Origin of the sequence: Psychromonas sp. CNPT3, from assembly GCF_000153405.2 — a bacterium.
In the GTDB taxonomy this organism is placed as follows: Bacteria; Pseudomonadota; Gammaproteobacteria; order Enterobacterales; family Psychromonadaceae; genus Psychromonas.
Map to the genome: position 1 here is coordinate 768,523 of NC_020802.1, position 15,271 is coordinate 783,793.

A 15,271-nucleotide genomic window follows, 5' to 3' on the forward strand; every position below is an offset into this window, starting at 1 on the left:
CTTTAAAACGGCTTATATTTTTTCATAATCGAGAGGATCGCTTAGATCATTTTTCGAAAAAGCCTCTAAACGTTCGATACAACTCGCACAAACGCCACACGATTTCTCACGACCATTATAGCAAGTCCATGTTTTGCTATAATCGAGTCCCATGCGCAAACCATCTTTTAAAATGCCTATTTTATCACTGTTTAAATAGGGTGAATAAATACTGACTTTTTCATAATTGGCAACTTCTGCCACCGCATTCATTTTTTCTACAAAAATAGGTCTGCAATCTGGGTAAATTTCATGATCGCCCGAGTGCGCCCCGTAATATACTTTTTCAGCGCCAATAGACACGGCATAGCCAATTGCCATCGATAGCAAGATCATATTACGATTAGGGACAACGGTGTTGATCATATTATTATTTTCATACTCACCGCTACTGACCTCAATGCTACTATCGGTTAAAGATGACCCGCCAATAAGCTCATTAATGGATGAGATATCAATAATTTTATGATCAACATTAAGGCTTAAGCACACATCTCTGGCTACCGAAATTTCTTTAATATGACGCTGCCCATAATCAAACGTTAAAGCAAAAGGCACTAACCCTTCTTCAAGCGCTTTATGTAGTACGGTATAAGAATCCATACCTCCGGAGTAGATCACAACAACTTTTTTTTTCATTTTTCTTGTATGTCCTGGGAGATTCATTTATAAAAAGATCCCTGTAAACAAATAAGCGCTTTATCGCTTTATTTGTTAAGATCCTGACTAATTTTTGAGTATAACGTGTAATGCAAAATAACTACAAAGTAAATGAAATATTTCAAACCATTCAAGGTGAAGGTGTGCACACCGGCTGTGCCGCTATTTTTATTCGTTTACAAGGCTGTGATGTGGGCTGCGCTTGGTGTGATACTAAGCATACTTGGTCTGCAAATGAAAACGACAAAGTGCCTTTAAACTTGGTCACAGATTTAAGCAATAGCTCTGCGCAGTGGGCTGATGTGAGCGCTGAGCATATTTTAGCCGAAATTAAAAATCTAGAATACACGGCGAAGCTTGTGATCATCACCGGTGGTGAGCCATGCATATTTGATTTACGCCCTCTGACTGCTTTATTACACGCGCATGGCTTTCAAACTCAAATTGAAACCAGTGGTACTTATCCTATTCTTGTCGATGCAAAAAGTTGGGTAACGGTGTCGCCTAAAGTGAATATGCGCGCTAAAAAAGAGGTGTTGTTATCTGCGTTACAACGCGCGGATGAAATTAAGCATCCCGTGGGCACGCAAAAAGATATCGAGCAACTCGATGCGCTATTAGCGCGCTTAGGTGATACGCATAATAAAACGATTTGTTTACAGCCTATTTCTCAAAAAGCCAATGCAACCGCGCTGTGTATGCGTACCTGTATCGCACGAAATTGGCGTTTATCGGTACAATTACATAAGTACTTAGATATCGATTAATTTTTTTGTTTTTATAGATCTTGGTTTCTTATTGATCAAGGCGTTGCGCTTTGTTTATCTGCTTGCTAGGATCTCTTTTTGCTATTTGCTTAGGTAATTATTTTGACGCTTTGTGTGCATTCCCTTAAAAAACATCTTGATAACGTATTATTGAAAGATAAGTTTAAATTTTCACGTCGATTGGCTAATAATCGCCAGATCAAAGATGCAGAAAAAGCGTCATTAGGGCTGACAAAAATAGCCTGTGATATCCAAGTCTCAATGGACAAGTGTCAGTACCGCCGTGATCATATGCCGGAGATAACGTATCCTGATCTTCCGGTGAGTGAAAAGAAAGACGAGATCAGTGAGGCCATTAAAAATAATCAAGTGGTGATCATTGCCGGTGCGACGGGCTCAGGTAAAACCACACAAATTCCTAAAATATGTATGCAGTTAGGCTTAGGTGTACGCGCGATGATTGCGCATACTCAGCCAAGACGATTAGCTGCGCGCACGGTTGCTGAGCGTATTGCGCACGAATTAGGCTCCACAGTGGGTGATGCAGTCGGCTACCGTGTCCGTTTTACCGATAAAGTCAGTGAAAACTCTTATATTAAATTGATGACCGATGGTATTTTATTGGCTGAGATCCAAAGTGATCGCTTTTTAAGTAAATATGACACTATTATTATTGATGAAGCGCATGAGCGCAGTTTGAATATTGATTTCTTATTGGGTTATTTAAAACGCTTATTACCAAAACGTCCCGATTTAAAAGTTATTATTACCTCTGCAACGATTGATCCTAAACGATTTTCAAAGCACTTTGATGATGCCCCTGTGATAGAGGTTTCAGGACGAACGTATCCGGTAGAAACACGTTATCGTCCTCTCGATGAATATGCAGATGGCGACCAAATTGAAGGTATTTTTAAGGCCGTTGATGAACTGCAGCGTTGTGGCCGTGGCGATATTCTTATTTTTATGAACGGTGAACGTGAAATTAGGGATACGGCAGAAGCTCTAAATAAGCGTAATTTACGTGATACAGAAGTATTACCTTTATTCGCGCGTCTTAGCAACGCAGAGCAAAACCGTATTTTCCAAAGCCATCAAGGTCAGCGTATCGTCCTTGCTACCAATGTGGCAGAAACCTCATTAACGATCCCGGGTATAAAATACGTCATCGATACCGGTACAGTACGTATAAGCCGTTATAGCTACCGCACTAAAGTGCAACGTTTGCCTATTGAAGCGATATCACAAGCGAGCGCATCGCAACGCCTGGGGCGCTGTGGGCGTGTGAGCGCCGGAATTTGTATTCGTTTATACAGTGAAGATGATTTTTTATCGCGTCCTGAGTTTACCGATCCTGAAATACTACGTACTAATTTATCTTCCGTTATATTACAAATGCTGGCTTTGGGTTTAGGGGAGTTAAATCAATTTCCTTTTGTACAACCGCCTGCTGATAAAAATATTAAGGATGGTTTAAGCTTATTAGAAGAGCTTGGCGCCGTAAATCTCAATGCAAAAGATGTGCGTGACAAATTAACCCCATTAGGCAGGCAGTTGGCAAAGTTGCCGGTTGATCCGCGCCTTGCAAGGATGATTTTAGCCGCTAAAGACTATAACTGTGTGCATGAAGTTATCTTGATAAGTGCCGCCCTTAGTATTCAAGATCCTCGTGAACGTCCGATGGATAAGCAGCAAGCAGCAGATGAAAAGCATCGCCGTTTTCATGATAAAGACTCAGATTATATGGCTTATGTTAATCTGTGGGATCATCTAAAAGAGCAACGCCATGCGCTCACTAGTAATCAATTTAGACGCATGTGTCAAAAAGATTTCTTAGCTTATATGCGGGTGCGTGAGTGGCAAGATATCTACGCTCAAATCAAACAAGTTACCGATGAGTTAGATATTAAAATAAACAGTCATGCGGCAGACGTTGATGCTATTCACCAAGCGCTATTATCGGGGTTGTTATCGCATATCGGCTTTAAAGATAAAGAGCAACATTATTTAGGCGCACGTAACAGTAAGTTCTTTATGTTTCCGGGCTCAAGTTTATTTAAAAAACAGCCAAAATGGGCAATGTTTGCAGAGCTCGTTGAAACCTCAAAATTATTTGGCAGAGTCAGTGCGCGTATTAAGCCTGAGTGGGTAGAGCAACAAGCAGCGCATCTTATTAAGCGTAGTTATAGTGAGCCTCATTGGCAGAAAAAATCAGGCACAGTGGCCGCCTTTGAAAACCAAACTCTCTTTGGTTTACCTATTGTTGTAAAACGTAAAGTAACCTATACCAATATTGATCCTGCATTATGTCGTGAATTATTTATTCGTGATGCTTTAGTGCAAGGTGAATTTATGACGCGTCATAAATTTTTCAAAGACAACCAAGTATTACGTGAAGATATTGAAGATTTAGAGCATAAATCTCGACGTCGAGATATTTTAGTCGATGATGAAACCTTATTTTTATTTTACGATAAACGTATCCCTGCAAGCGTTGCAAGTGCACAGCAGTTTGATAGCTGGTGGAATAAAGAAAAACAACAAACAGCCGATTTATTAAATTATCAACGTGATGATTTAATGGCGCATGATGCACAAAAAATAACATCATTAGCGTATCCTGATGTTTGGCAACAAGGGCCCTTTAAACTTAAATTAAGTTATGCTTTTGAGCCAGGTACAAATCAAGATGGCGTTTGCGTCGATATTCCTGTGGCGTTATTAAATCAAATCAAAAGTGCTGATTTTGCGTGGCAAATACCGGCACTGCGTGAAGAGCTATTGGTGGCCTTAATTAAAACATTACCCAAAGTGATGCGTCGTAACTTTGTACCAGCTCCCAATTATGCCAATGCTGCGATGGCTGCTATGATCCCCTTTGAAACACCTTTGTTGGTTGCGTTTGAAAAACAATTGTTACGTATGACAGGGGTTAAAATTCCTGAAAAGTCATGGGATCTGCAGGCTTTACCGAGTCATTTACGCATTAAATTTAATATTATTGATGAGCGCCGTAAAAGCGTGGCATTAGGGCAAGATTTAGAAGAGTTACAGCATCAATTAGCCGGTGTTGTTAAAAAAAGTTTATCTAAAATATCCAAACAAAGTATTGAAAAAACACAATTATTGGATTGGGATTTTGGCGCGTTACCCGAATCCTTTAAAAAAGATCATGGTGGTTATGAGGTTAAAGCCTACCCGGCATTGGTTGATAAGAATAAAAGTGTGGCCATTGAGTTATTTGATGATAAGGCTCAGGCTGATCGTGTGAACCTGCAGGGTTTACGGCGTTTAGTGCTTTTAAATGTACAATCACCGATTAAATATTTACAAAAAAGTTTACCCAACAAAGCTAAATTAGGGCTGTATTTTAATCCCTTTGGGCAAGTACAAGATCTGATTAATGATTGTATTTCTTGCGCGGTAGATAGTATTTTAGATGGGCAAAGTACGCCTCGCGACGCACAAGCTTTCAGCTTACAAAAAGAGAAAGTGCGTGCTGAGTTGGCAGATAAAACATTACATATTACATTATTAGTTGAGCAAATATTAACGCTTGCCTATGCGATTAATAAAAATTTAAAAGGCAAACTAGACCTATCAATGATCTTTGCACACGGTGATATAAAATCACAATTAGAGCGTTTAATTTATCCGGGATTTGTGTGTCAAAGTGGGCTGGCGAAGTTGGTGGATATTAAGCGTTATTTAGACGCGCTACAAAAACGTTTGCAGAAATTAAGAGCAGATCAAAATCAAGATAGGTTGCATACTCTGGCATTGCATGAATTAGAAGAGCGTTATCAAGCACTTTGTAATTTGATGCGCAGTAATGAAAGAGAAAATCCATTATTGGCCGAAATATACTGGATGATTGAAGAGTTACGTGTGTCGTTCTTTGCGCAACAATTAGGAACGGCTTACCCAATATCGGCAAAACGTGTGAAATTAAAATTAGCGCAATTACAGGGATAATACCAAAGGAACTAAAAAGGTTATCTGTCTTGCTTGTTGAAATTATCCCACCCTGCGTTGTGAGTTTTGAAGTGAGAACAACTATCTCCTACAACTCACGCCTTGCTAGTGTTAATTTTTCCTACGCAATACATGAAAACTTAATTAATTCCTTTGGTATAAGGTAGATTAATTTACCTTTTCAATATTAAATTCTTTTTGCAAATCATTGTAACGTTGTCGATGATGGTGCGATAAATGAGTATGGCGTAATAAATTAAACTTTTCTTGGCAGGCTTGAAGTTGCTGCTTACGTTGCAGCTTTTCTGCGCTTAGGAGCAGTTTAAGATACACTTGGATACTATTTAAGATAGAGCCTGAATTTAAGGGCTCTCGTTTAAGTGCCTGATGAAAACAGTGTAATGCTTGGCTATGATCGCCCTTTTTAAATGCATTAATACCCTCTTTATTTAGTGTCTTAAATGCATTGATACGTACCTTTAAATTATTGCCCGTATGCTCTTTAAGATTAGCTTGCATCGTCGAATCGATAATGTCACGCTGATTTAGTTCCTTTAAATAGGGCGCAGCATCATCAAACTCACCAATATCAAGCAGAGAAAGTACACTTTCACATAGCGTTGTGGTGTCGATGTCAGATACGGATTTTTCACAATTATGTATGGTTTTTAAAATAAGACGTTTTGCCTTTAAATGCTTATTTAAAGAAAAGAATATTTTGGCTTGGCAAAGAAAATCAAACTGATCAAAGTCAAAACCCTTATTTTTACCCTCTTCAAAACGACTTTGATAAAGTGTCGATCTTGCTTTTTTTAAAATCAATTTCTTATGATGAAGTTCATCTTTGGATCGTGCATAGTCAATTATACTGTGAATATAATTGGCTAAATGGCAAGGATCGGGATAAAAGGATCTTCGACTTAAAAGTAATATCGCGTAATAGCTATTGAGCATGATTTTATATTCATGCATCTCTTTTGCTAATAGTGCCACTTCTTGGTGGCGCTCAATACTGTGATTGGTCATGTTCGCCGCCGCTGTCAAAGTTGATAGCGCTCTATTGTGATCGTTATTTTTTTTGTAAGCGCGCGCTAACCATTCATAGGCTTTAATTTGTAACGGGTGATGTAAGATAATATCTTCTAAAATAGCGATCGCTTCATTGAGTTTATTTTGTAAATAATAGGTTTTCCCTAAACGAATGCTGGTTTGTATTACGGCGCGTTTATTGACGAGTTTTTTTAATATTTTTTCGGCGTCACTGTATTGCTCTGTTTTAATATAAATATCGGCGAGTATATTTTGACATAGTGTGCTGTATTTTGATGTGCTTTTAATTTTTTCATGGCATAAAAGAATGGCTTGGGTAAGATTATTGTCTTTTATCGCGTTTAAAATACCCATTAACATATCTTTTTTATGGGTAGCTTTAGTGAGTCTATTGAGTAATTGCGTCGGTGAAAAAGGTTTTATTAAATAATCATCGGGCGCTTTTTCAATAGCGCTTAATACCATATCTTGGTTACTGTTGCCGGTAACAATAAAGCATAACGCAGACACTAGAATAAGATTGCTGTTACGTAAGTAGTCGAGTAATTGTATGCCATTTCTACCCGCCCCTAAATGATAGTCAATAAAATAAACATCAAAAAAGTCACGATGGGCACAGTCGATTGCACTATCAGCACTGTCCGCAAAGGTAATGCTTTTTGCGCCTTGATGGCTGATCATCGCTTTGAGCATGACTGAAAATTCTTTTTGGTCATCAACGATAAGAATTTTTTTATTTTGATAGTTAAACATTAGTTCCCTGCTAACGTTAATAAGGATGTTTAGATGTTAACAGTAGACAGGAGATGTAAATATGCAAAAATACGAAATATAACAAAAAAATATAACAATAAAACCTAATAATAAAATATATATAAAAGAAAAATGGTGAAAAAAAGAAGGGCATATTATGATATCTGTGATATCTGTGATATCTGTGATATCTGTGAGATCAAGATCATTGGTCAGGTACGAGACTTTAATTCATCTTCGTTGTGGCATGCTGTTATAAGAAATTAATGTAGAACAATTCTGTTAAAATTTTGGTTCTAAAAGTATCAACAGGTGGGTGTTTTTTAATTTCTTTTTTCGATGTTAAATTCTTTTTGTAAATCATTATAGCGTTGTCGATGGTCGGGAGATAAATGTGTATTACGTAATAAATTAAATTTTGCTTGGCATGCTTGAAGTTGCTCTTGGCGCTGATGTTTTTCTTTGCTTAAAAGCTGCTTTAGATATACTTGTATACTGTTTAAAAGAGCGCCGGAGTTTAAAGGCTCTAATTTGAGGGCGCGATTAAACGATTGTAATGCGTAAACATAATTACCATTTCTAAAGGCATCAATTCCTTCTTTATTATGCGCTTTAAATGCACTGATACGCATACTTAAATTATTTCCTGTGTGCTCTTCAATATTAGCCTGCATCGTAGGATCGATAATATCACGTCGATTAAGCTCATCTAAATAGGGTTTTACATCATCAAATTCACCAATATCAAGCAGAGAAAGTACACTTTCACAGAGTGTCGTGGTGTCTATTTCATTAATGACTTTGTCACTGTTATGTATTGTTTTTAAAATAAGACGTTTTGCTTTTAAATGCTCATTTAAAGAAAAGAATATTTTGGCTTGGCAAAGAAAATCAAACTGATTAAAGTCAAAATTATCATTTCTGCCTTCTTCAAAGCGGCTTTGATAAAGTGCTGAATTGACCATTTTTAATATTGATTTTTTATTATTGATATCATCAGTAAACTGCGCATAATCAATAATGCTGTGAATGTAATTTGCTAAGTAGCAAGGGTCAGGATAGAAAGAGTTTCGACTTAAATTTAATATAGCGTGGTGGCTATTGAGCATAATTTTATGCTCATGCATCTCTTTTGCTAATAGTGCCACTTCTTGGTGACGCTCAATACTGTGATTGGTCATATTGGCAGCAGTGCTTAGCGTCGACAGCGCTTTATTATAATCACCCTTTTTTTTATAAGCGCGTGCTAACCATTCATACGCTTTTATTTGTAAAGGGCGGTGTAAAACAATGTCTTGTAAAATAGCGATAGCTTCGCTGAGTTTATCTTGCAGGTAATAGGTTTGGCCTAAACTAATACTGGTTTGCATTAATGCACGTTTATTGACTAATTCTTTTAATATGCTTTCTGCTTCAGGGTATTGCTCAGTTGTAATATAAATATCGGCGAGCATATTTTTACAAAGGGTGGTGTATTTAGGTTCTTTTTCAATTTTTTCTTTGCATAAAAAGATGGCTTGTGCATAATTTTTACTTTTTAATGCTTTCAAAATATCCATTAACATGTCTTTTTTCTGCGCCGCTTTAGTGAGCCTATTAAGTAGTTGTGTGGGCGAGAAAGGTTTCATTAAATAATCATCAGGGGCTTTTTCTATGGCGGTTAGGACCATGCCTTTGGTGTTATCTCCGGTAATGATAAAGCATAAAGCATGCACTGGAATAAGATTTTTTTTACGTAGGTGATCAAGTAATTGTATGCCATTTTTTCCCGCGCCTAAATTATAATCAACGAGATAAATATCAAAAAGACGACGATGGGCACAGCGCATCGCACTGTCAGCAGTATCTGCGAAGGTGATACTTTTTGCACCTTGATTGGTCAGCATTGTTTTGAGCATAACGTGAAATGCTTTTTGATCATCAACGATAAGAATTTTTTTATTTTTATAGCTAAACATTATTTCCTTGCTCTCTTTATGAAGCATTCTTTATATTAACAGGAAACAACAGGGGATTGTTATAAGTAGGCTAGAGATATAAGAAAAAGACTTTTAAATTAATAAGATACAATTGATTTTGGCAAGAAATGGTGGAGGGGGGTGGATTCGAACCACCGAAGCTTACGCGGCAGATTTACAATCTGCTCCCTTTGGCCACTCGGGAACCCCTCCTTTATTACGCAACCGATAATATCAGATTATTTCTGATTGTGAAGCTTAAATAGTAAATAACTGTGAAAAACATTAAATAAAATCAGATTGTTGCCGATATATCTTCTGTGTTTAATAAATAATGAATCATAGTATGAATGTTGAGCAAAACGCACCGGCTTTATTAATTAATGAATGGCAATTGGGATCGCAATTAAATATTGCGCTAACAAGCGGTGCTCGACATAAATTTAATTTGTTATTGAGTTTGCTCTCGAGCGATGTCCGAGATTTCTCACAATTTAGTCTAGCGGACAATAAAGAAGATCCACTAAAAAAATTAGCATTACGAGATGCATTTTGTTTAAGTGAGCCTCAACCATTAGTTAATGAGGGGATCACATTAACACAGGCAAAAGCGTTAAATAGTGACGTGCAGGCACAACGCTTCAGCAGTATTCGTTTACGTTATTTACTGAATAATGAAGCCTTGCTATCGCGTCAACCATCAGCGGATATTAGCAGTGATGTGGTGGATAATTTGTCGTTACTGGCGCAGCGCCGTCTTGCGGGGAAAATGCCACTCGCGGGGGCGTTAAGCGCGGATGTAAGCGGTGGCGTGGATCATCAACTGATGCAGAACCTACAGGCAATGCAACTCAGTGGTCGGCCTATAAAAATACATGCACATTATTAATCCTATCATCTCACCTGCATCGAGCGTATAAAAGCGCCACGTTTCTCTTTATTGCGAGAGAAAATGCAACAAGCCTTATTTGTGACGCCTGATCTTGTATTTATTTTCTTTTATGCCTTTATTTAAACACCACGGTGCGATTAGCGTAAACAAACACTTTATCGTCAATGAGATGCTGTAACGCACGGCTTAACACTGATTTTTCAACATCTCTGCCCACTTTGATCAGGCTCTCTACGTTATGAGCATGATCAATATGCGCAATATCTTGCGTAATGATGGGCCCTTCATCTAAATTGTTATTTACAAAATGGGCGGTTGCACCAATGATCTTCACGCCTCTATCAAAGGCTTGTTGATACGGCCTCGCACCTATAAAAGCGGGTAAAAAAGAGTGATGGATATTAATTAATCTATTGGCATAAGCGCTGACAAATTTAGGGCTTAATATGCGCATGTATTTCGCTAAAATGACGAGATCTGGCTGATAAGGTGCAATACATTGCATTATTTTATCTTCGTGCTCTTCTCTTGATATCCCTTCATGACTAATGCAATGGTAAGGAATGTTAAATTTAGTCACTAAATCTTCTAATATCGTGTAATTACCTATCACGGCTGCGATTTCGACATCCATTGAGCCATAAGTACTCTTCATCAGAATATCACCCAAACAGTGCGCTTCTTTCGTCACTAATATCACAATACGTTTACGCTGCTGTGAGACTAATTGACGACTTGAGCCTTTAGGTAAATAAAAATCTAAATCTTCGAGTAAGGTGCAATTATCAAAACACCCCTCGAGCTCGGTGCGCATAAAAAAACGTTGGTGTTGATGATCTACAAATTCATTGTTTTTAATAATGTTAAGTTGGTTTTTTTGGCAGACATTTGTAATGTGAGCAATGAGGCCTTTACTGTCAGGACAATCCGTTAATAATATTTTTTTTTGCATGGTTTTATTCCCTTAAATGCTTACATTTTTTATATTTTATTTGGCTACCACAAGGACAAAGATCATTGCGTTTAATCGTAATACTCTTATTCGCAGGATAAAAAACACCATCGCAATAGAACCAATGGTCATTTTTTTTTATAAAGTTGGAGCGTTCATGGTGGTAGGTGAGCGTGTCTGCTTCAATATAATAGGCTTTGAATTCCACAAACCCTTGCACTTTTAAACTTTCGGTCGCAATTATCTCTAAGTTTACCCATGTCAAACTGGGCTCAGATAATTGTTCCTTGGTTAACTCACCTCGAAAGTCTGCATCATAAGTATTAAATAAATACTCACCTAATTGCAAAATGAAGGCACTGTAACGTGCGCGCATTAATTGCTCGCATGTTTGTGCTTGTTGCAGGTTTTGATGCAAGGGGGAGCAGCAGGTTTGATAGGGCTGAGAGCTACGACATGGACAAGTGTTAGGGCTTTGCAATGATGTTTACCTTATGTCTTAAACTGCCCGCAAAGCAGGTCAGTTTAAGTGATTTGAAGTGACTCTGTTTTATTGGCTGCTATTTGGCGTTATAGGCATCATTGTGAATACCGGTAGCGCGTCCTGATGGATCTGCATTTTTCTGGAAACTTTCATCCCAAGCTAAAGCTTCAACCGTAGAGCAAGCAACTGATTTTCCAAAAGGCACGCAGAGCGCAGCACTGTCCAGAGGGAAGTGTTCTTTGAAAATACAGCGATAGAAATAAGCTTCCTTGGTGTCAGGCGTATTAATTGGGAACTTAAATTCAGCGCTTTCAAGTTCTTGGTCGCTCACTTGCGTTTCAATATAGGCTTTTAAAGTATCAATCCAGCTATAACCTACGCCATCAGAAAACTGCTCTTTTTGACGCCATAACACTTCATCTAATAATTGGCCTTTAAACGCTTCACGAAGAATATCTTTTTCGATGCGTTTACCGGTGATCATTTTAAGATCGGGATTAGTGCGCATTGCGACATCTAAAAACTCTTTATCTAAGAAAGGTACGCGCGCTTCAACGCCCCAAGCTGCCATTGATTTGTTGGCGCGTAGGCAATCAAAAAGGTGTAGTTTATTGAGTTTTCTATTTAATTCATTATGAAACTCTTTTGCGTTTGGCGCTTTATGAAAGTATAAATATCCGCCAAATATTTCATCAGCACCTTCACCCGAAAGGACCATTTTAATGCCCATCGCTTTAATTTTTCGCGCCATTAAATACATTGGCGTAGAGGCGCGGATAGTGGTGACATCATAAGTTTCTAAATGGTAAATTACTTCTTTTAACGCATCAATACCGTTTTGCTCTGTAAAAATAATCGGATGATGTATGGTGCCTAACTCTTTTGCTACTTTTTCAGCTGCTGCTAAATCAGGAGAGCCTTTTAGGCCCACTGAGAACGAATGCAGTTGAGGCCACCAAGCATCAGATCCATCGTTATCTTCAATACGCTTTTTAGCAAATTTTTGGGTGATAGCGGAGATAAGAGACGAGTCTAATCCACCCGAAAGCAGTACGCCGTAAGGCACATCACACATGAGTTGGCGTTTAACGGCATCTTCAAGGGCTACTGCGATATCTTTAGGGCTACCTTGGTTATTTTTGACCGCGTCATACTCCATCCAATCACGTTGGTAGTATTTGGTGACAACACCGATTTCACTGTCTAAGTAATGTCCTGCTGGAAATTCTTCTACTTTCACGCAAACTGGCATCAATGCTTTCATTTCTGAAGCAAGATAAAAGTTACCTTTTTCATCCCAGCCCATATACAGTGGGATAATTCCCAAATGATCGCGACCAATAAGGTACTTATCTTTTTTTGCATCATAAAGACAAAAAGCGAACATGCCATTAAGATCATCTAAAAAATCGGCGCCTTTTTCTGCATATAGTGCCAAAATCACTTCACAATCAGATTTGGTTTTAAAAGGGTAATCTGTTTTTAATGCAAGGCTCAGTTGTTGGTGATTATAAATTTCACCATTAACAGCGAGAATGTGGGTTTCATCTTCATTAAAAAGAGGCTGCGCGCCTGTTTCTACATCGACAATAGAGAGGCGCTCATGTACTAAAATGGCCTTTTCTGAGGCGTAAATACCAGACCAATCGGGACCTCTATGACGTAAAAGTGTAGACATTTCAATTGCTTTTTTGCGTAATGCAAGTGCATCACCTTTTATATCGAGTACACAAAAAATAGAGCACATAAAGGTTACCTTTTTCTTTACCCTTTTAAGTCAGGGTTTATTTAATTCAATTTCTATTTGCGTCTGCAAAACAGAACGAAATTAGAGAATAGCACGTTGCTTTATAAAGGCGTTTATTTTTATTGCAGCGCAAGGCGGTAAATAAAAAGGGAAGGTGAAAGTGAACGCTAACGCGACAGAGAGGTTGCGTTAGCGTATTCATAGATATGATTATTCTTCAAAATTAACATTTGGATTTTTAGTCTCTTTAAGGGCGTTTTCTTCACTTAACGTGTCGGCAAGCTCTGCCCATACATGGTGAGCAAATCCAGAACCCGCCTCTTCATACATATTAAACACTGGGGCAACACCGAGTTTATGTAATTCTTTTTCATCGTCTTTATAGTGCGCTAATGCGGCAACTTTAAAATTATAATGATCTATTTTGTTTAATTGCTCGGCGGCGTAACGATTACCGTTATGATCCGGCATTGCCAGTAATATCAGTTTAATGTTATCCGTGAGCTGTAATTTAGTCCAAAAATCAGAGTCGAGTGCATCGCCGGTGATCACGCGTCTCCCTAATTTTCGATGCTTGATAGTCGTTTGGTGATCATAATCGACCCCCATGACTTTTTTTCCATAATGTATTTTTAAGGCATCATATGCACCGACGCCAATACGGCCCATACCCATTACCAATATTTGAGCATCACCTACCCGTACAGGACGATCATCTTTATGTAAACGTTTGGATTGGAAGCGTTTCAAAGAGTGCGTAAAGTGACTGTAAATAGGATCTGAGTATTTATTGAGTAAGGCTGAAATAATAAAGCTGAGTGAAACCGCAATGGCGGTGATGGTGAGCCAATCGGAAGATAACCAGCCTTTAGCATAAGCTAAGGATGCAACAATGAGTCCAAATTCACTGTAATTGGCAAGAGAAAACGCCGCAAATAAAGAGGTGCGAGAGCGTAGATTGAATTTGGTTAGCGTAAAGAAATACAAAGCTGTTTTACCCAATAAAAGGCAAGATAACAGGATCGCTATCATAAAGTGATCAATATTAGGGAGGCCTTTTAAGCCGATACTTAAGAAGAAACAAATTAAAAATATTTCTTTCATATTAAATAATGCATTGGCCATATCTTTAGCCGTGCGATGGCTTGCGAGTAGCATACCTGCGACAAGGGCGCCTAAATCGGCCTCTAAGCCTAAATATTCAAATAAACCTGCGCCCATGCCTAAGGCTAAAAATACACCATATAAAACCAATAACTCCCCATGGCCGGCCCTATCAAGTAACTTAAACAAAATAGGACGCAACAGAGGAAGGGCAAAAAGCCCAAAAGCCCAGATGGAGGGAAGCTCACCCACTGAAATGGTTAAAAATAGCACGGCGAAGATATCTTGCATGATCAACATGCCAATAGCTATTCGTCCATAAAGTGAATTTGTTTCACTTTTGGCTTCAAGAATTTTCACGGCAAAAACAGTACTTGAGAAGCTAAGTAAAAAGGCGACTAAAATTAAACCAGGGGTGTCTAAATGATTAAAAAAGCTTAAACCAAGTTGTTTAAAAATAAGCAGAAGTAGGCTGTAAAAAAGTACACTGCAAAACATCTGAATACTGGCACCACCCCAAACTTCCCTTTTTAAAAGAGTGCGAATATTGAGTTTTAAACCAATCGAAAATAGTAATAACGTGACGCCTAAATGGGCGAGTGTACTGAGTGTTTGGCTTTCTTCAAAACCTAAGTAATTAAGTGCGAAACCTGCAATTAAGAAACCCACCATAGGAGGTAGGCCTGTCATATTAATAAGCATCCCAAAACTAAAGGCGGTACCAATAAAAAGTAGTAGGGTATGATCCATGCATTCACTTAATGAGTTGTTTAATTGATGTATTTTAGAGAATAAATTAATTAATACAATAAATCTGCTTTAATTTCAGTTATTTTGTGCTTTTTGTACGCATTACAGTAGTTTATTACGCAGTTGTGCGGTGAGTATTC

General features: G+C 38.2%; 10 protein-coding genes and 1 tRNA gene. 3 read left to right on the plus strand and 8 right to left on the minus strand.

Annotation, left to right across the window (positions count from 1 at the left end):
• Window positions 1-12: 12 nt before the first annotated feature.
• Window positions 13-678, minus strand: coding sequence for a 7-cyano-7-deazaguanine synthase QueC (gene queC / locus PCNPT3_RS03405; protein ID WP_015464471.1), 666 nt, complete (start codon window positions 676-678; stop codon window positions 13-15).
• A 110-nt stretch (window positions 679-788) separates the two neighbouring features.
• Here queC and queE point away from each other — a divergent pair, with 110 nt between their 5' ends.
• Together queE and hrpA are read left to right on the plus strand one after the other, a co-directional pair.
• Entirely contained in the window at window positions 789-1,466 is a 678-nt protein-coding gene (gene queE, locus PCNPT3_RS03410) for a 7-carboxy-7-deazaguanine synthase QueE (RefSeq protein ID WP_015464472.1), read from the plus strand.
• Window positions 1,467-1,568: 102 nt separating this feature from the next.
• Window positions 1,569-5,441, plus strand: coding sequence for an ATP-dependent RNA helicase HrpA (hrpA, locus tag PCNPT3_RS03415; RefSeq protein ID WP_015464473.1), 3,873 nt, complete (start codon window positions 1,569-1,571; stop codon window positions 5,439-5,441).
• Window positions 5,442-5,609: 168 nt separating this feature from the next.
• On the opposite strand, the gene PCNPT3_RS03420 is transcribed toward hrpA, so the two are convergent.
• From PCNPT3_RS03420 to PCNPT3_RS03430, 3 genes are all read right to left on the minus strand, one after another.
• On the minus strand, window positions 5,610-7,244 hold the full coding sequence (locus tag PCNPT3_RS03420) for a response regulator (RefSeq protein WP_015464474.1): 1,635 nt from the start codon (window positions 7,242-7,244) through the stop codon (window positions 5,610-5,612).
• 323 nt (window positions 7,245-7,567) lie between these two features.
• Complete coding sequence (locus PCNPT3_RS03425) at window positions 7,568-9,202, minus strand: tetratricopeptide repeat protein (protein WP_015464475.1); 1,635 nt, start codon at window positions 9,200-9,202, stop codon at window positions 7,568-7,570.
• Between the two features lie 129 nt (window positions 9,203-9,331).
• Window positions 9,332-9,415 (minus strand) — tRNA-Tyr (locus PCNPT3_RS03430).
• Between the two features lie 133 nt (window positions 9,416-9,548).
• On the opposite strand from PCNPT3_RS03430, the gene PCNPT3_RS13495 reads away from it, so the two are divergent.
• Complete coding sequence (locus tag PCNPT3_RS13495; protein ID WP_015464476.1) at window positions 9,549-10,091, plus strand: VC2046/SO_2500 family protein; 543 nt, start codon at window positions 9,549-9,551, stop codon at window positions 10,089-10,091.
• 118 nt (window positions 10,092-10,209) lie between these two features.
• On the opposite strand, the gene purU is transcribed toward PCNPT3_RS13495, so the two are convergent.
• The 4 genes from purU to PCNPT3_RS03455 form a co-directional block, all read right to left on the minus strand.
• On the minus strand, window positions 10,210-11,046 hold the full coding sequence (gene purU / locus PCNPT3_RS03440) for a formyltetrahydrofolate deformylase (protein WP_015464477.1): 837 nt from the start codon (window positions 11,044-11,046) through the stop codon (window positions 10,210-10,212).
• Between the two features lie 4 nt (window positions 11,047-11,050).
• On the minus strand, window positions 11,051-11,527 hold the full coding sequence (locus PCNPT3_RS03445) for a YchJ family protein (protein WP_015464478.1): 477 nt from the start codon (window positions 11,525-11,527) through the stop codon (window positions 11,051-11,053).
• A 79-nt stretch (window positions 11,528-11,606) separates the two neighbouring features.
• Window positions 11,607-13,277, minus strand: coding sequence for an asparagine synthase B (asnB, locus tag PCNPT3_RS03450; protein WP_015464479.1), 1,671 nt, complete (start codon window positions 13,275-13,277; stop codon window positions 11,607-11,609).
• Between the two features lie 210 nt (window positions 13,278-13,487).
• Window positions 13,488-15,131 carry a cation:proton antiporter family protein gene (locus tag PCNPT3_RS03455; protein ID WP_015464480.1) on the minus strand — a complete coding sequence of 548 codons (1,644 nt, stop codon included), beginning with the start codon at window positions 15,129-15,131 and terminating at the stop codon, window positions 13,488-13,490.
• Window positions 15,132-15,271 lie beyond the last annotated feature (140 nt).